Genomic DNA, 18,270 nt, shown 5'->3' with positions numbered 1-18,270 from the left:
CTCGCCACGAAAACATAGGCGCCGCTAGCGTTTGCGCAAGCGCAGCAATTCCGGCAAGCCGATCTTGAGCAAGCGCGCCGTTCGGCTGTTGGCCAGCGCCTCGACGCCCTCATGCTCGGTCAGGCGCGCCAGTTGTGCCGCCATGTTCATCACCAGCGCCTCCCGGGAGTACACCCCGCCACCGAGCTGATAGACCGCTGCGATCAGCTCCCGCAGCTCCAGCGGCAGCCGCCAGCGGGTGCGCAGCGCCGAACCATAAGCGGCGCCGAAGGTTGCCAGCGCGTCGCCAACTTCCTCCAGGTCGTCCAACTCGCCGCCGGCCAGTTTCCACTCCTGCAAGCAGCGCAACAGCGCCAGATCGCCCAGGCAATGAAGCATACCGGCGCAGTAACAGCGCTCCTGGTCAAGGTCGAGCAAACGCGCCAGGGTTCGGCTGTATTCAGCCGTGTGCAGGGACAACTCCCAGTAGCGTTCGGCGTAATCGGCCAGGCACGGATCGCTCAACTTTGCACTGCGCTTGAGGGCCAGGCCCAGAATCAGGTTCATGCTTTGCCCGGCGCCCAGGCGATGCAGGGCCTGGGACAAGGTCTGCACAGCATCACCCAGGTGCTGTGAGGCGCTATTGGCGGCGGCGATCAGGACGGCGGTGATCTGTGGGTCGGTTCGCACTTCCTCTTCCAGCACCTTCAGATCGAGGCCCGTGGGGTTCAGGCTGCGCTTGACCGCCCGTTGCACGTCGGTCAGCAGGGGCGCACCGTCCGCCAGCTCCCGCCGACGCTCGAGGAAGACCGACAGGGTCATGCCCGGCGCCAGTCCCGGGATGTCGCAGGAAACGGTCTGCCCGGCGCTCAACAACAAGTCCTGCAAACGCTGCGTCAGACCCTGCATGTTCAGAGGTTTGGTCAGGTAGGCCGTGGGGGCCAGCGGCAGCGCCTCGCGCACACTGGCACTGTCGTTGCGGTGACTCATCAGAATGAACGGCAACACCGGGTTGCGCCGGCGTCCGCTTCGCAGCAAGCCCAGGCCATCGACGCCGGGCAGCTCCCAATCGGCGATCACCAGGTCGTAGGGGTGCTGGCCCAGCCACTCCAGCGCCTGTCGGCCATCGGCGCACACATCCAGGCGTACGTCGCAGCGCACGTTCAGCAACACCTGCTTGAGCAGATCACGAGACCAGGGATCGGCCTCGGCGATCAGCACTCGCGGTACAGCCGGTAAATCAACAGCATTCATCAATACACTCCGAGGCAATGCCTTGCACCTTAGACAATGCTGGCCCTTCGATACAGGGCCAAACCCGTCGATGTGTTTCTCGAGACGAAAAAAACCCGCCGAAGCGGGTTTTTTGTCGATCAGGTCACACTGGGCGATCAGAGTTCCGAGAAGCACTCTTCGATGATCGCCAGACCTTTGTCCAGTTGCTCGTCCGGAGAGGTCAGCGGCACCAGTACGCGCAACACGTTGCCGTAAGTACCGCACGACAGCAGGATCAGGCCCTTGTCACGCGCCTTGGCCACAACCTGAGCCACTGCCGCAGCGTTAGGCTTGTGGCTGTCGCCGTTTTCGAACAGCTCGACCGCGATCATCGCGCCCAGGGCACGCACATCACCGATCACCGGGTACTTGGCCTGGATAGCCTTGAGGCCCGTCACCAGACGCTCGCCAACCGCCTTGCAGCGGTCCAGCAGGTGCTCTTCTTCGAACACTTCCATCACGGCCAGGGCTGCGGCGCAGGCAATCGGGCTACCGGCATAGGTACCGCCCAGGCCACCTGGGGCAATCGCGTCCATGTACTCGGCCTTGCCGCACACACCGGCCAGCGGGAAGCCGCCGGCGATGGATTTGGCGAAGGTGGTCAGGTCGGCGGCAACGCCCATCTGTTCCATGGCGAAGAAGGTGCCGGTACGGCCAGCGCCGGTTTGCACTTCGTCAGCGATCAACAGGATGCCGTGCTGGTCGCACAGGGCGCGCAGGCGCTTCATGAACGCTTGAGGAGCGACGTAGAAACCACCTTCGCCCTGGACCGGCTCGATGATGATGGCGGCAATGTCACGCGGCTCGGCGTCGTTCTTGAAGATGCGCTCGATGCTGGCGATCGAATCGTCGATGCTCACGCCATGCAGTTCGTTCGGGTACAGCGCACGGAAGATGCCGCCTGGCATCAGGCCCATGCCGGCCGAGTAAGGCACGACTTTACCGGTCAGGCCCAGGGTCATCATGGTGCGACCGTGGTAGGCGCCGGTGAAGGCGATCACGCCGGCACGGCCAGTGGCGGCGCGGGCGATCTTGATGGAGTTTTCCACGGCTTCGGAACCGGTGGTCACCAGCAGGGTTTTCTTGGCGAAATCGCCTGGCACCTTGGCGTTCACTTTTTCGCACAGTTCCACGTACGGCTCGTAAGCCAGTACCTGGAAGCAGGTGTGAGTCAGCTTGTTCAACTGCTCGGTCACCGCAGCGATGATTTTCGGGTGCAGGTGACCGGTGTTCAGCACGGCGATACCGCCGGCGAAGTCGATGAACTCGCGACCTTCAACGTCGGTCACGGTGGCGTTCTTCGCGGACTCGGCGAAGATCGGGTGAATCTGGCCAACACCGCGTGGTACAGCGGCTTCGCGGCGTTTCATCAAATCAGCGTTAGTCTTGCTCATTACAGTCCTCATTCGCCGCTCATCGGTCGGCGTGGCTCAAGGATTACGCGGCGGGGAGTCAACGGCGGCAGCATGCGATGATCGACTGCCACAGCGTTCCCGGCCACAGAGAAAAATCCGTGTGAAGCGCGCAAAGGGACAGCGCTCTCGTGCCCTTTGCGCTTGAAACAATGCCTTGCCGGGCTTAGATGCCCAGGCAGAGGTACTTGATTTCCAGGTAATCCTCGATGCCGTACTTGGAGCCTTCACGGCCCAGGCCCGAGGCCTTGATGCCGCCGAACGGCGCGACTTCGTTGGAGATCAACCCGGTGTTGACGCCGACCATACCGTATTCCAGGGCTTCAGCCACGCGGAACACACGGCCCAGGTCACGGGCATAGAAGTACGAGGCCAGGCCGAACTCGGTGTCGTTGGACATCGCGATCACTTCGGCTTCGTCTTTGAAGCGGAACAGTGGCGCCAATGGCCCGAAGGTTTCTTCCTTGGCCACGGCAGCGTTTTTCGGCACGTTGGTCAGGATGGTCGGCTCGAAGAAGTTGCCTTCCATCACCTTGCCACCGGCCAGCAGGGTCGCGCCTTTGCTCAGGGCGTCAGCGATGTGCTCCTGGACCTTGGCCACGGCCTTGCCGTCGATCAGGGGACCGGTGGTGGTGCCCGCTTCCAGACCGTTGCCGATCTTGAGCTTGGCCACGGCCGCCTTGAGTTTCTCGGCGAACGCGTCGTAGACCGAGTCCTGGATGTACAGGCGGTTGGCGCAGACGCAGGTCTGGCCGTTGTTGCGGTACTTGGAAATGATCGCGCCTTCGACGGCCTTATCCAGGTCGGCGTCGTCGAACACGATGAACGGCGCGTTGCCGCCCAGTTCCAGGGACACTTTCTTGATGTCCTTGGCGCACTCGGCCATCAGCTGACGACCGATTTCGGTCGAGCCGGTGAAGGACAGTTTGCGCACGATCGGGTTGCTGGTCAGCTCGCTGCCGATGTCGCCGGCACTGCCGGAAACCACGCTGAACACACCGGCAGGAATGCCGGCACGCTGGGCCAGTTCAGCCAGGGCGAACGCGGAGAACGGGGTTTGCGAAGCAGGCTTGAGCACCATGGTGCAACCGGCGGCCAGGGCCGGGCCGGCTTTACGGGTGATCATGGCGGCCGGGAAGTTCCACGGGGTGATTGCCGCGGTCACGCCGATCGGCTGCTTGATCACGATCAGGCGCTTGTCTGGCTGGTGGCCCGGGATCACGTCACCGTAGATGCGCTTGGCTTCTTCGGCGAACCACTCGATGAAGGAAGCGGCATAAACGATTTCGCCCTTGGCTTCGGCCAATGGCTTGCCTTGCTCGAGGGTCATCAGGCGAGCCAGGTCGTCCTGGTTCTCGATCATCAGTTCAAACCAGCGACGCAACTTGGTCGCACGCTCTTTGGCGGTCAGTGCACGCCAGGCCGGCAGCGCCTTGTCGGCGGCTTCGATGGCACGGCGGGTTTCAACGGCGCCCATTTTCGGCACAGTGCCCAGAATTTCGCCCGTTGCCGGGTTGGTGACATTGATCGTCTGACCATTGTCGGCATCAACCCAGGCGCCATCGATGAAGGCTTGCTGGCGGAACAACAGGGTGTCTTTAAGCTGCATGTCGGCTTTCCTTAACAGCACCGCGATGACGCGGAGCGAATTATGATTGTAGAAAGGCGCCTTTTAGGCTGCCGTCAGGGAAATCATTCACCGGGCTGAAGCACATAAATAGCGCACTGAATGAAACTCGTGCGGTTCAGCACCCAGACAAGAGCGTTTGAAATCTCAAACGAATCCTAGGATCAAAGGGGGTAAAGGACAATAGGCTGTTCGAAAAAAAGAACGAAAACGCCGCATTTGCCTCATTTTTCTGATCAGCGTAGCGAACACCCATCGGGCGGGTGCAAAACATCAGGCGATTCAGCAGCATGGACGCCCGCAGCGCATATGAGTATCATGGCGCCCGCTGCACCAGTAGCTCAGCTGGATAGAGTACTGCCCTCCGAAGGCAGGGGTCGTGGGTTCGAATCCCGCCTGGTGCACCATACGCAAAACGAAAAAGCCTCAGGTCTCATGGCCTGGGGCTTTTTTGTTTCTGGTGTTCCGTCCTGAGTAAGGTTTACACCTTCTGACCTATTCTCAGAGGACGCAATGGCTCTGTGATGCTTTTTAGCCATAGTCTGTACATTGAGTTTTCTTTCGTTTAACCAATAATCAGGGCCTCTCAAATCCCTGGGTACTGGCTAAACATGGAAGGAAAAGCACGTAACTACGCCTATTTTTCCTGCCCCGACACCGAGGCCATTGCGATTGTTCGCGGCCGTGCCGTACACATATTGCAGCACTACCTGCCCGCGCATATCTGCATGCGGCCAAAAGTCACGAAGAAATCTTCAGGTGCTCGATATGCTGGGTGTCGTCCATGGTCCGGGGCACACCGAGTTGATCCTGACAGCCAACGGCCCCCCGCCTGCTGGAGACCGGTGCATGCCTGTCCGGGCTCGCGTGCACACCAGCACAGTCTGTTCGCCTAGCACCATGTCCGCCATCGCCTGGAGGCGCTGCCAAGTTTTCATAACGCTCGGTTTCGCCTCGGCGAAGGCGCGAGCGTGGCCCCCACTGTCGACTTGAACAGCTCACCGGGCGCGGTGTTCCTGTTACACCCGCTGAGCGAGCGTATCGATACCGATTACCGTGTCTGACGCGCCAGGGAAACAGATTGGTTGCAACCACCGACACCCCCGACAAAGGGGCTTGAGAAGGAAGAGAACGATGAGTCTGCACACCCGCACCAAACGATTGACCGTGCCACAACTGGTCGCGATGAAGGGACAACAGAAGATCGTTTCCCTGACGGCGTACACCAGTTCGATTGCCCGGCTGATGGATCCCTTTGTCGACTTCATCCTGGTGGGTGATTCGACCGCCATGGTGGGCTACGGCCGCTCATCTACCCTGGACATGAGCCTGGAAGAAACCATCGCCCACACCCGGGCGGTGGTCAACAGCACCCGGCTGGCCTGCGTGATCGCCGATATGCCGTTCGGCAGTTATCAGGAAACACCACAACAGGCCTACCGCAATTGCGCACAGGTCCTGGCGCGTACCGGCTGCGACGCGATCAAGCTGGAGGGTACGAAAGTCCTGGCCGACACCGTCGAATTCCTCGTGCAACGAGGTATCCCGGTGATGGCACATATTGGCCTGATGCCGCAGTACGTCCACGCCATGGGCGGATTCAAGGCCCAGGGCATGAACGAAACCACTGCGCTGGCCATCGAAGCCGATGCCCGAGCACACCTTCAGGCCGGCGCCTTCAGCTTGCTTCTCGAGGGGGTCGCCGAAGGTGTGGCGCGGCGCATTACCGAGCTTTCGCCGATGCCCACCATCGGCATCGGTGCCTCACCCGCCTGCGACGGTCAAGTGCTGGTGACGGAAGACATGCTGGGCCTTGGCGGCGAACACGTGCCGCGCTTCGTCAAGCAATATGCCGATGTCGGTGCACTGATCAGCGAGGCGTGCGAACAGTTCGCCGCGCAAGTGCGCGACGGCACTTTCCCTGAGGCCAGACACTGCTATGGCGTCAACTGAAGACGTGGCACTCAACATTCATCACTTATAGCCTGGGCGAGCAACTTCAGAGCATGGTCGATGTCCTTGCTCCAGTCGATGGTGTAGCTCAGGCGCAAGTGATGCTGCCAGGCGCCTTGCTGGCTGAAAATTTCGCCGGGAGCAATCACGATGCGCTTGGCCAACAGGCGCTCGAACACCCGGCGCATATCCACCGGGCGCATGGCCTTCATCCAGATCGCAGCACCGCCTTGGGGGACGATCATTTGCAACTGGCCTTCGGTATGTTCGTGCAGCAAGCCCTTCATACGCTGCATACGATCGAGCAGCATGCTGCGCAGCACCTGTGTGTGCTGGTCGATGCGACGCGTAGCAAACAACTTGGCAATTGCCTTTTGCCGGATAGGTGAAAGGCGAAAGGCACGCTCTAGAAACAAGCGGTGAAACTCCGCGCCCTGCAGACGACACAGGATGTAGCCATAAGGCGCCTCCGAACCGATGATCTTGTCGAACGTGGAAAACACCAACAACCGTTCCGGATCGGCGAAGTCACGGTAGCGCGAGGCGCCGGGTACAAAGCTGAATTCGCCATAGCTGTCGTTCTCGAAAAGCCAGATCCGACGCTCCGCCAGCCAGCGGCACACCTGTTGTTTGTCTTCGGTGGGCATCAAGCTGCCATGGGGAATGTTCACGGTCGACGACAATACCGCCAGGCGTATCGGTTCGCGCTGTATCAACTGCTGGACCTTTTGCAGATCAAAACGGCCGTCATCACCCAGGGGCATTTCGATCACGCGGATTCTGGCAACCTGCAACTGCCGCAAAATTGCCCAGGAACAGGGAGACTCTACCAGTGCCACCGTCCCATGCAGATTCAGCGCCTCCAGGGACAACTCCAGCACGCTGCGCAAGTCCGAACCGATGTACACATGTTCGGCGCGCCAGTAGCACGTGGTCGAATGGGTGTAGCGATCGGCCAGAACGCTACGCAGCTCTGTCTCGCCGAAAGGCTGGTAAAGCGGTGCATGGGAGCGCGGGTACTGACGCGTCAGCTCACGCTCCATCATCAATAGCGGGTTCTCCAACGATAACAACATGGCCGGTGCATCACTGCTGAGCGCCAGCATGCCCGGTTGTCGGGCATTGGCGAACACGTTGTCGAGCAGGTTCGGCGACCCCTCGTTGAGCAGCGCGGTGGGCATTGCCCGGGTGTAGTAGCCGAGCTTGGGCCTGGCGTAAATACGCCCCTCATCTTCCAGCAGGGAATAGGCGTATTTGGTCGTGGAAACCGACACATTCAAGCGCTGCGCCAATTGGCGCAGCGACGGCAACTTCTGCTCGCCCTCGGGGTTGTTGGCTTCGATCAACTCGACGAGGTAGCGGTAGACAGCCTGATAGGCAAAGGTCGAATCTTTACTTGGGTTCATGCTCAATCGCTTTAAATCCTGGTGCGTTAGGTACTGCGCTTGCCCATGCGAGGTCATGCTCGCGGGGTCAATGCTTGCACTCGGCCATCCATGCCGACACTCAGGCTTGTACTGCGGCCAGTCGGTAAAAAGCACACATCAGTGGCGAAGCGCTTCGATTGCAGCACGGGTGCCAGGCAAGGTCGGCGCCCCCCACTTGTGCCACCCGGAGGTGACCTTGCCGTCAAGCAGGGAACCCATCTTCAGCAGTCCTGCCGGCAATTTCCAGCGGTTTCAAGATGACCGAACAAGGTGACAGACATGTGCACCGATCATAGACCAAGCTTACGCGCAAGCGCGCTACCGCTCGCTACGTCATCGCTCGCCTGGAGCGCAGTGCAAAGAGCCCCGATAGTGCTCGTTTTCATGGATCGATGCCAACCGCAAGCACGCAGAGCGCAGATTGTGCGAGCAAGGAATGCCAACGCAAGCCGGGCGGCAATCCTTCCCAGTGGTGAAAACGCGCACCACATGGCTGCTGATATACCGCAGGGGGTAAAAGATAAGCGGCTGGGCGGTTATGATTGAGAGCTACCAACGACTCCGGACCAGTCGGCTCGATCACGGCATTGAATGGCGTAATACTGACCGGGTGGTCAGCGAGTGATTGCGCGCCACACCCGGGAACCATTCGGACTTCGTGCGTAAAGGGCGACACGCAGGTGTATCCAGCCCCCTTTTTAACCAACAAGGATTGGCCTGTCGCCAATTGAGTGATTTTTGCACCGACGGTTTTTAGCCCTACTCATCACACTGGCCCTGCTGGCCGGGTGCTCGACGACACCGCCACGTGAGCAAAGCAATATTTGCAGCATTTACCGCCAATACCCGGACTGGTACGAAGATTCGCTGGAAATGGAAAAGACCTGGGGCCTACCGCCCCACGTGGCGATGGCGATCATCAAGCAGGAAAGCAGTTTCGTCGAAGACGCCCTGCCCCCTCGCGACTATTTGCTGTGGGTGATTCCCTGGGGCCGGGTCAGCTCGGCCTATGGCTATGCCCAGGCGCAGGACCCGGTGTGGGGCGAGTATAAAGACGGCACCGGCAATGGCGGTTCGCGGGACAACTTCGACGATGCGATCATGTTTGTCGGCTGGTACACCACCGGCACCCAGCGCCAGCTGGGGATTTCCAAGTGGGACACCTACAACCAGTACCTGGCCTACCACGAAGGGCGCGGCGGGTTCAGTCGCCAGAGTTATCGGCAGAAGCCGTGGCTGATGCAGGTCGCGCGCAAGGTCGAACAACAGGCCAAGGATTACAACTGGCAGCTCAAGCAATGCCGGGCTGAACTGGAGAGCAGCCGCAGCTGGTGGTAGGGTCAGGCGTGCGGCGTACCGTCCGCTTCGCCGCCCGGTTCACCTTCCTCGTCCTCGTCGTCATCCTCTTGCTCGTCGTCGAGGAGAAAGTCCTTGCGGGCCTCGGTAATCGCCCGGCGCATCTCCTCGCCCTTGATCGGGCAGTTGAGCAATTGGGCAATACGGTCGATACGTTGTGTCACAGCTGGCCTCCAACTCGCCAGGAATTGGTTCGATAGTGCTCGCTTTCCACGATCGACGCCAATGCCCTGAACGCTCAGGCCGCCATTGCCCGGTAAAACAGGGCCGCTAAGCCTCGTGACGGGTCTGCGTAAGCGTCGCCTTCGGTTTCTCCAGCGATACCGGCGGGGGCAGGTGCTTGCGGGTCTGCGGATCAATGGGCAAGCAGCCGCTCACCACATGGCTGACATCCCCCGCTTCATCGTTGTGGATCACCATGGTTCCCGGGTAACGCAGTTGCGTCAGGTGCTCGGTGGATAACTTGAAACTGGCCTTGAGTCCATGGTCGTCGACCACCGGTGCCGGCAAGCGGCGCCGGGCGAAGCTTCTGCTTTTGCGTTGCTGGTAGCGAGCCCAGGAAATCAGGATCACCGCATTGAGCAGCGCCACCCACAGGTAGATCTGCAAGGTGCCGAGGGCATCGAACACCGAGACGTCGATACGCGGCCCACCCCGGGTGTCGAGCAGCGGCCAGAGGCCACGCACCAGCAAGTAGAGCAAGCCAATCCAGGCCAGCACCGTGAAAAACACGTCGACCACCACCAGGAAAGGTCGTTGGCGGGTTCTGATGATTTTCATTTCTCCAGCACCTCTTCATCGTCATCGTTCAGCGGCTTGATGCCACGGTCGGGGCTGACCCAACGCGCTCGTTTCTGATGTTGACCGAACAGCACCTTGGGAAAGCTGACCAAGGTGGTGAGCAGGCTGATAAACCAGAACACCAGCGGGTACCAGACCACCCAGAACATGACTTTCCACAGCCCGCGCTCGTAGCGTCGGTCGATCAGAATGCTGACCGCGAACTGCAGCAGGCAGACCATCGCCAGCAACAGTCCGGTGAAGGCCGGTGGCAGCAGGTGATGCACGGCGATGGCCTCTGGCATGTCAACGAACTTGCCCACGCCCCAGAACACCACCGACAGCAAAAAGGTGAAGGCCCAGCCGGTGGACAGGCAGTATTCGAACAGCAACGGCCAGAGGTAGCGATGGCGGTACTGCCAGATGCCGCGAATGTTCTTGAACAACACTTCGGCGCCCCCCTGGGCCCAGCGCAAGCGCTGCTTCCACAAGCCACCGAGGGTTTCCGGCATGAGGATCCAGCACAGCGCGCGCGGCTCGTAGAAGATGCTCCAGTGGTCCAGTTGCAGCTTCCAGCTGATGTCGATGTCTTCGGTGATCATGTCCGGGCTCCAGTAGCCCACCCGGTGCAATGCCGAACGACGGAACGCAACGATCACCCCGGACACGGTAAAAATCCGGCCGAACACCCGCTGCGTGCGCTTGATCAGGCCGATGATCGAGGAGAATTCACCGACCTGGACCCGCCCGATCAACGTGGAGCGGGTGCGAATGCGTGGGTTGCCGGTCACCGCACCCAGACGGGCGTTGTCCAGCATCGGCGCCACCAGATAGGCGGCGGTGTTCGGTGCGAGCAAGGCATCGCCGTCGATGCACACCAGGTACTCGCTGCGCGCGGCAATCGCGCCCATGCGCAAGGCCACGGCCTTGCCCTGGTTTTCCGCCAGGTGCAGCACCCGCAGGCGCGGATCCTCGGCCGCCAGGGCATCCAGCACCTGGGCCGTGTTGTCCTTGGAGCCGTCGTTGATCGCAATCACTTCGATGTTCGGGTAGTGCTGGCCGAGCGCCGCGTGAATGGTGTCGGCGGCGTTGTCACCTTCGTTGTAGCAAGGGATCAGGATCGAAATCAGCGGCTCACCGGCCAGTGGCGGCGGCAATGTGTCGGCTTTCCACGGCCAGTGACGCTCCCAGTGCAACCAGAAATACAGGCCGCCGGCGATCCACAGTCCAGACATGAACAGGGGATAGAAAAACACGAAGTCCATCAGGAATTGCCCGGTGACCAGGAAGATCAAGCCCAGGGGAATCCCCAGCACGATCGCCAGTACCAACAGGGCTAGCAGTCTGTCCAGCATGTCAGGGATTCCATTTGTTGGAGAGCGCGGGACGGACGGTTTTCAGGTCCGGCTGGTTCTCAAGGAAGTTGTCGGGGTAGTAGCCAAAACTGCTGGCACCCTGGCGCTTGAGGCGACCCATCCAATCCGCCAGTTGCTTGCCATCCAGCGCTGCCGCTGCGTCCTGGCGGGTCCAGTCACGGGCCTGCAACTCGAACACCGTGCGGTCCAGCGCGCCGGGACGGGACTTGACGGTGGCCACCAGCGCTTCCAGCCAGGCCCCGGACTGCTCACGGGTCTTGCCTTCCATCAGGGGCATGGCCATGGGCGCGGTCCAGTCGTAGGCACCCAGGAAGTCATCGAGGTTTTGCGCAAACCAGGCTTCGCTTGATGGATTGAGCATCGGCTCGGCAAACAGGTTGCGGGCGGTCTGCACCTGGGGTCCGCGAATGGCGCGGACCCTGGCGGTGAGTTCGTGGGTGAAATCGATCAGGTAGCGGCTCTTGAAGCGGCTCCAGCGCTGCATCGTCTCCGGGTCGCCACGCAGTGCCGCCATCGAGCCAGGCAAGCCATTGGCGGCGTAGACCTGCAGTGCCCGGGGGCTGGCGTCTTCGAAGTCCGAGAGCAAGGCGTCGTCGTGGTAGAGAATGCCGTCGACCGAGGTCAGGCGCGCGACGTCTTCATAGATCTCGCCAATGATCCGTCGCACGTTCGGGTCGAATGGCGACAGGCGTCGGTACTGTTCGGGATCCACTGAGGCCTTACCGGTGGCCGGGTCCCAGCGGGTCACCCGGGGCAAGGCCGGATCAAGGTCAAAGCTGAGCACGGGCATCCAGGCGAAGACTTTGACGTTGGCGCGCGTGCGCAGTTGCCAGGCGACGCGGTCGAAAATGTCGGCACGCACCGGCAAATGACGGTTGGGGAAGTACAGCGAATGCACCAGCCCATCGCCCTTGGGATCGGCGAAGGCTTGCAGGAACACCGTGTTGGCGCCCATGTCGGCCATGCGCTGGATCAGCTTGCCGAGGTTGATGTCCTGCTGCGCCGGGTCCGGGTCATAGACATTGTCCAGATCGACATGCACCACGCGCATCGGCGAATCGGATTGCACCGCCACGATGCTGTTGGCGAAGTGTTCGCCGTCCGGGTCCGAGGCCACCAGGAAGCGCGGGCTGCTCATCAGGTTATCGAGGCTGTCCAGGCCGTCATCCAGGGTCAGCGCCATCTGGTAGCCCTGCTCGCCCACGACGCGCAACGCCGTACCATCGGCGGCGCCGTAAGGCCAGACCCAGACCCGGGGGGCATAACCGGTGGCGGCGCGAATCTTCGCCGAGATGGCGGCCACGTCACTGCGCAGGCGGCGCTCAAACTCAGCCTCGGTTTCATAACGCTTGGCGACGGCATCGTAGCGACGGGTGGCCGCCGCCGGTTGCAGGTTGCCCTGTGGGTTGGCCAGCACGCCTTTGTGGTTGGCGTCGGTGTGCGCGGCAATTTCCACCAGCCCGGAACGGGAAATCTCGCGGACCTGCGCCCAAGTCAGAAAGTCCGAACGCTGGCGCGGGGTGCCGGCAAAGTCCACCGGTTGCTGGAGCGGCGTGTCGACCCAACTGCCGACCGGTGCCAGCAACGCCGGCCAGTGGTAGGCCCGCAACACCGGCATGACCCGGGTGTAGAAGCTCGAATAACCGTCGTCGAAGCTCAGCAGGATCGCCTTGGGCGGCAGCTCGGGACCGCCGTTGCGCGCCGCCATGATCTGGTCGACGGTAACCGCCTGGTAGTGGTTCTCCCGCAGCCAGGCCAACTGCTCGATCAAGCGCTCGGTGCGCACGGCCACGACAGTCTGGTCCGGGTCGCGGTCTTCGACATCGTGATAGGCGATGCCCAGCACGTGGTTCTTCGGCCACGGCTTTTCATTGGCGGCCAGCGGTCGTTCCGACGGCGGCGCGAAGGCCGGGGCCTGCTGAGCGCAAGCGGTGAGCAGCAATACCCCCAGCAGCAGGATGCAGCGTGTCATTGCAGGCATGATCTAACTCTTCTAGAAGCGATAAGTGAGGTCGATGACCAGGCGCAGATCGCTTTCGCGATCACCGTCATAGGGTCGGTTGAGCCAGCTCACGGCGGCACCGGCCTCGAACACGTCGTTCCAGCTGACGCGTTGGCCGTAACTGAGCAGGCCGATGGCCCCCGTGCTGTAGTCGCGCTGGCTGTACGTCCCGGCGCCTGCCTGGAACTGCTGGCTCCACGAGGTCTCGTAGCGGTGATAAAGCACGTGGTTGGCGCTCACCGTCGGCAACACGCTGAAGTCGGACTTGGGGTTGAAATACGGCACGTCGGCATTCTTCGAGTTGTGGCTGCTGCCGACCTCCAGGCCCAGGTCGACCTGCAGGCCCGGCGCGCTGTACACGCCTTCGCGGCCGCTCAGCAACGCTTCGAAGCGGTTGTTGCCATCGCTGAAATGCGATGGGCTCAGCGCCAGCTTCCACTCTCGACTTTCGTTGGCGCGCCAGCGCACGAAACCGCTGCCGCCATTGGCGCTGATGTCACTGTTCAAGGCCCGTAGCGGAGTGTCGGCCGACAGGTAATCGAGGCTCGCGCCGTACTGCCAGTGATCGTTGATGTCCCGGGCCAGCGCCACGCGCGCACCGGTTTTGTTGCCGTAGCCATAGGCGTGATTGGAGACCTCTGCCTCCAGGGTCATGTCACGGGTTCGCCGCTCCACGCCCAGACGCTGCCAACGGTGGTGACCGGTGCCTTCCTGGAAGTCGCCAGTGGCGTAGCCGGCACCGCCGAACAGGCGCCAGTCCTCGTCGATCGGTGGGCTGTAGAGCAGGGTCTCGATCCCGAAGTCCCGGGTACCACTGACGGCCCCCGCGCCGTTATCACCGCCGCCATAGCTCTTGCCGCCATAAGTCGAGACCCGCAACTCGGCCATGTCATGGACTTCACGCACACGCTGCAGGCGCTGTACCTGGCGGTTGTCCGGGAAGCGTGCACCCACGTCATCGGTCAGGGCATCGAGTTGGCGCCACTCCTGCAAATCCAGTGCGGTGTGCCCCTGCCCGACTTCCAGCCCGACATCCCGTGACACCCTGCTTTCGGTTTCCTTGAGCAGGCTTTCCGAACGGCGCGGCCAGTCGCGGGCGCGGTACAGGTCTGCCTGGGCCAGACGTAAGCCGGTGTTGCCTGGGGCCTGCTCGACCAACGTCGCCAGGCGCTGCTCGCCAGTGGGCAAATCAGCGCCATCGGCGCCGGCCTGAGCGGCCAGTTGCTGGGCGTCCATCCACTTATCGTTGGGGTTGCCCACCGGCAGGCCCTTGAGCTCGACCCGTGGCTTCTGGCTCTGGGCCAGGCTCTCGGCCAGCTTGCGCGCCTCCTCCGGCTGATCGCTTTCGAGCAGGGCGTAATACAACGCCGTGCTGTCTTCGAGGCGGTCGCCAGCATCGGCATCCGTCGCGGCAAGCACCTGGCGATACAGGTCGACAGCCACCTCAGGCTGGCGTTGATCGAGGTAAGATGCCGCGACCCAGCGCAGCGCATAGGTCGGCATCGCCACGCCTTCACGGGTCAGTTGCTGGTAGTCACGAATCACCTCGGCGGTACGCGCACGGGCCTTCAGCGCCCCCATGCGGTCGATGCGCCAGCGCGTCACGTCGTCGTGGGCCTGGGCGTCCGGGGTCCAGGTCTTGAGTAACTGGTCGTAGTCGGCCAGGGCACGGTCAGCGATGAGGTAGCGTTCCTTTTCGCTGCGCGTGGCCAGTTCCGCCAGCCGTACTCGCTCGGCGGCCACGTCACCTTCGATACGGCGCAACAGGGTCGGATCGATCAACCCCGGGCGTTGACGGGCCAGGCGCAAGGCCGGCTCCGGCAAACGCGCTCGCTGCAGGGCGATAACGTATTCGCGGGCCACGTCAGGATTGTTGCCGGCACGCATGAACGCCTGGTCATACTCGAACAACGCGTCGTAGGTCGCCCCGGCACGGGTCAAGGCGTACGCCAGGGCCATGCGGCGAGTCGGGTCTTCAGGTTTGGCCGCCACCAGGCCCTTGGCACGGTTGACAGCCTCTACAGGCTGACCGGCATCGGCCTCGGTCAGTGCCAGCCCCAACTGCAAGTCGGCACTCTTGGGGTCTCGTGCCAACGCTTTCTGGTACAGCGCCGTCGCCGAGTCCCAGCGCTGGAGATTACGGTAAGCACGCGCCGTGGCCGTCAGGGCCTGAACCGGCAACACCCGGTGGCGAGCCTGGGTTTCGTAGACGTCGACCACTTCACTGTCGAGCCCGGCCCAACTGGCAATCTGCAAGTGATCGCTGACCTGGCCAGCGGTCAATTGGCTGGCGGGCACCTGACGCAGCGCGGCCAGCGCGGGAGTGTAATGACCGGCCCGGGCCTGGCGGACCAGGTCGTCGTAGGCTGTATCGGCAATCGCCAGCGTCGGCCAGAGCAATTGACTGCACAGGGCCATGCCGATGATCGGGCGCAGGTAAGAGTGAGGGGTACGCAACATTCGCAAGCTTCCTGTACGAGGAAAGCTGGAGCGATGGGTTCCCCTGATCACTGCATATCAGGCGGCCGGTGCCCTATGACACCGCCAAGCTATCCTGCGGTGAAGTCTTCCATGTCGGAGAAAGCCAAAAGACGAATCCGCATATTTCTTCAGAATCGTCCTACACAGCAAAACGCCCGGTGCATCCGCGAGAACGGATGGCCGGGCGTTTCGATGAGGTCGTGTGGCGTGGTGTTTACTGGATCTCGCCGGTGTCACCCAGCTTGCTCATCACAAAGCCGACAAACTGATCGACGGTCATTTTCTGGCCGTTGAAGTCCACCTGATCGTTGGCATAGTGCAGTTTGGAAACGATGTTGTTGCCGTCCAGGGTCGCCAGTTGCGTACCGACAGCCATGCCGCTGACCATGTCGCTGGTCGCGGTGGCTTGCTCGGCAATCGCCTTGGCATCGGTCTGGCCTTCCAGTTGCGCCTGCACGCTCACCAGGTCGGTGATCATCGGCTTGGAAATGTGCAGGTTGAAGTCCAGCAGCGCTATCAGTTGGCGGACCAGTTGGTCTTCCGGCAGATCCATCGATTGCGGCTTGGTCAGGTCGATCACCAGGCTGGCGCGACTTTCGCCATTGGGGGTGGTGAACGAGAAGTTCTCCAGGGCGATTTGCGGCTGGGCAGCCAGCAGCTTTTCCAGATCGGCCTTGACCTGAACCAGCTCGGCTTCCGTCAGGTTCAGCTCGGGCAGCGGTTCACCCGCGGCTTCTGCCGCAGCGGCCGCGGCTTCGTAGGGTTGCAGCTTGGCCTGGTAGACCTGCACCAGCGACAAGGTCGACGGGATGTCAAGGTTCTTCATGCTCCAGGCCATTTTCGCCGAGCCAATGGTCTTGTCGTTGAGCGTCACCTCGCCAATGCGGTAGTCGGCACGTCCGGCGGCGTTGGTCCCGGATTCACTGGTGACGGTCTTCATCTCGGTTTTCTTGAAGTTCAGCACCGACGACTGGCCACCGAAGGTGGTGCGGGTGTTGCTGATCTCGACCGTGTTATCGCCCAGGTAGTAGCCGTAGCTGCTTTTGCTGAGGTTGCTGGCCATGGTCAGGCCATTGAGTTCGATTTTCACCGGGCTCTGGTCTTCGGCAACGCTGGTCAGCGTCAGGTTGTCCATGTAGCCAGTGGCCTTGACCTTCTGTGCCTCGGCGCTGGCCGAGACCTCCATGTTCAGGCCGGAAAACTTCAGGGTGGACTGGTCGTCCAGCGCGGCATCGACGGGCAGCAATTCAAGCGTGCCGCTGATCGCTCGGTCGTAGCCGAGGTTGACCTCGCCCTTGAGCGGAGACACGTCCTTGGTGGCGGCAAACCATTTTTCGGTGAGCGGGGTCTTTTCCAGGGAGTAATGACTGGTGGCCATCACCGGCAACCATTTCAGCGACACCAAGCGCGAGAATGGCAGCGGGCCGTGCTCGATACGGTCGGCAAACAGCAGCTCGACGCCGTCAGCATGCTCGCCGAACATCTCGCCCTGGCCCTTGAGACGGTAGCGGGCGGTACTGCTGAACAGATGGCGTTCCAGCGACACCAGCTCCAGGGTCGCGGTGCCATTGGAGCCGATCATCGCCGCTTGCAGCTCCTTGTTCGCATCGGAGAGAGAAGTTTGCAGCACCCCTTCGAGCTTGGTGCCGGTGTACCAGGCGCCACCTGTGCTGATTGCACCAAGGGCCACGACGATTCCAAGAAGCACGCCTGCTGATTTATTCATGAATGACCTGTTCAATTGTCCATTGTTGAAGGTGTAGTCGTCTTCCTTGAACCCATGACAGGCCGTGGCTCGACTTCGTACAAAAGTGAGGTGCAGATTAGCACCGGGTGCGCAGCACGACGCAAAAAATAAGGGTTAATGCGTGCACCGACACTGATTTGAGATCGCTCCCACGCGCGGGCGTGGGAAGGATCGGTGCCGGCTCAGGAGTACTGCGTTTCCATCTCATCCAGTTGGTGATCAAAGGTTTTCAGGCGGGCGGTCCAGGTGTACACCAGCACCTCGAAATCCCGGTTGATCACCGCGCCATTGGGCGACTCGGAACGCGGGTCGCAGAAGTCCAGCTGGTAGCGTTCGCGCGCCATCGCGGTGGCCACGTCAGAGAGTTCGCGGGCATTTTTCTGCCAGTGCCAGCCTTCGCCGCTGGCCTGCTGGTCGAGCGCCCGGCATTGAACCTTGAGGGCTTCGAGGCTTTTTTCCAGCGGGGTGCCGGTGAGTTCGCCCATGACTTCCTGGAAGGTACGGCCCGGTTGCCAGTAACTGCCCCAGAAATAACGGTCGAAGACGGTTTCAACCCGGCGCAACGCCACCTTGGTGTCCCAGATCAGTACCAGGGTCTTGCCTTGTTCGAGTTGTTTTTTCTTGATCCGCTGGCCTTGCAGCGCAGCCCAGGCGACGACTGCGATCGACATTACCCCGATCAGCGCGATGGCGCTGTCGAGAAACATCAACGCCTTGTCGAGCTGATAAGCCAGCATCACGCCATAGAAATACGTTGCCGACAGCAGCACCAACGCAACAATGGCGCACCAGAAACCGAGAGCATAAGGGTTTTTCATTATTGGAATCCCCATGACCTGCACAAGCCTTGAGCAC

13 protein-coding genes and 1 tRNA gene are annotated in these 18,270 nt (G+C 61.5%); 3 read left to right on the top strand and 11 right to left on the bottom strand.

Annotated elements, in window-relative coordinates; translation table 11 throughout:
- Positions 1-24: 24 nt before the first annotated feature.
- From CKW25_RS20705 to gabD, 3 genes are all read right to left on the bottom strand, one after another.
- Positions 25-1,233, bottom strand: a complete 1,209-nt coding sequence (locus tag CKW25_RS20705; protein WP_095082065.1) for a response regulator — start codon at positions 1,231-1,233, stop codon at positions 25-27.
- Between the two features lie 137 nt (positions 1,234-1,370).
- A complete protein-coding gene (gene gabT, locus CKW25_RS20700; protein WP_095082063.1) occupies positions 1,371-2,648 on the bottom strand; it encodes a 4-aminobutyrate--2-oxoglutarate transaminase in 1,278 nt (425 codons plus the stop codon).
- Positions 2,649-2,832: 184 nt separating this feature from the next.
- Positions 2,833-4,275, bottom strand: a complete 1,443-nt coding sequence (gene gabD / locus CKW25_RS20695) for an NADP-dependent succinate-semialdehyde dehydrogenase (RefSeq protein ID WP_095082062.1) — start codon at positions 4,273-4,275, stop codon at positions 2,833-2,835.
- A gap of 348 nt (positions 4,276-4,623) precedes the next feature.
- Between gabD and CKW25_RS20690 the strand changes: the two genes are divergently transcribed.
- Positions 4,624-4,700, top strand: a tRNA-Arg gene (locus CKW25_RS20690).
- Positions 4,701-5,427: 727 nt separating this feature from the next.
- Positions 5,428-6,246, top strand: a complete 819-nt coding sequence (panB, locus tag CKW25_RS20680; protein ID WP_095082061.1) for a 3-methyl-2-oxobutanoate hydroxymethyltransferase — start codon at positions 5,428-5,430, stop codon at positions 6,244-6,246.
- 11 nt (positions 6,247-6,257) lie between these two features.
- Here the strand turns inward: panB and CKW25_RS20675 are convergent, their stop codons facing one another.
- Positions 6,258-7,652 carry a PLP-dependent aminotransferase family protein gene (locus CKW25_RS20675; RefSeq protein ID WP_095082059.1) on the bottom strand — a complete coding sequence of 465 codons (1,395 nt, stop codon included), beginning with the start codon at positions 7,650-7,652 and terminating at the stop codon, positions 6,258-6,260.
- Between the two features lie 759 nt (positions 7,653-8,411).
- Between CKW25_RS20675 and CKW25_RS20670 the strand changes: the two genes are divergently transcribed.
- Entirely contained in the window at positions 8,412-9,011 is a 600-nt protein-coding gene (locus CKW25_RS20670; RefSeq protein WP_256577997.1) for a hypothetical protein, read from the top strand.
- A gap of 2 nt (positions 9,012-9,013) precedes the next feature.
- Here the strand turns inward: CKW25_RS20670 and CKW25_RS20665 are convergent, their stop codons facing one another.
- The 7 genes from CKW25_RS20665 to CKW25_RS20635 form a co-directional block, all read right to left on the bottom strand.
- Positions 9,014-9,193 (bottom strand): hypothetical protein, encoded by a 180-nt coding sequence (locus CKW25_RS20665; protein WP_095082057.1) that lies wholly within the window; start codon positions 9,191-9,193, stop codon positions 9,014-9,016.
- A 106-nt stretch (positions 9,194-9,299) separates the two neighbouring features.
- A complete protein-coding gene (pgaD, locus tag CKW25_RS20660) occupies positions 9,300-9,809 on the bottom strand; it encodes a poly-beta-1,6-N-acetyl-D-glucosamine biosynthesis protein PgaD (RefSeq protein ID WP_095082055.1) in 510 nt (169 codons plus the stop codon).
- Positions 9,806-11,164, bottom strand: a complete 1,359-nt coding sequence (gene pgaC, locus CKW25_RS20655) for a poly-beta-1,6-N-acetyl-D-glucosamine synthase (RefSeq protein WP_095082053.1) — start codon at positions 11,162-11,164, stop codon at positions 9,806-9,808. The genes pgaD and pgaC overlap by 4 nt, the downstream gene beginning before the upstream one ends.
- A 1-nt stretch (position 11,165) precedes the next feature.
- Positions 11,166-13,166 (bottom strand): poly-beta-1,6-N-acetyl-D-glucosamine N-deacetylase PgaB, encoded by a 2,001-nt coding sequence (gene pgaB, locus CKW25_RS20650; protein ID WP_095082051.1) that lies wholly within the window; start codon positions 13,164-13,166, stop codon positions 11,166-11,168.
- Between the two features lie 12 nt (positions 13,167-13,178).
- Entirely contained in the window at positions 13,179-15,647 is a 2,469-nt protein-coding gene (gene pgaA, locus CKW25_RS20645; protein ID WP_095082049.1) for a poly-beta-1,6 N-acetyl-D-glucosamine export porin PgaA, read from the bottom strand.
- A 235-nt stretch (positions 15,648-15,882) separates the two neighbouring features.
- Positions 15,883-17,394 (bottom strand): YdgA family protein, encoded by a 1,512-nt coding sequence (locus tag CKW25_RS20640; RefSeq protein WP_095082047.1) that lies wholly within the window; start codon positions 17,392-17,394, stop codon positions 15,883-15,885.
- Between the two features lie 203 nt (positions 17,395-17,597).
- Positions 17,598-18,233 (bottom strand): NADH:ubiquinone oxidoreductase subunit N, encoded by a 636-nt coding sequence (locus CKW25_RS20635; protein ID WP_095082045.1) that lies wholly within the window; start codon positions 18,231-18,233, stop codon positions 17,598-17,600.
- Positions 18,234-18,270 lie beyond the last annotated feature (37 nt).

This window comes from Pseudomonas sp. Irchel s3h17 (assembly GCF_900187505.1).
Taxonomy (GTDB): domain Bacteria; phylum Pseudomonadota; class Gammaproteobacteria; order Pseudomonadales; family Pseudomonadaceae; genus Aquipseudomonas.
This window is presented reverse-complemented; position numbering and strand designations above follow the sequence as displayed.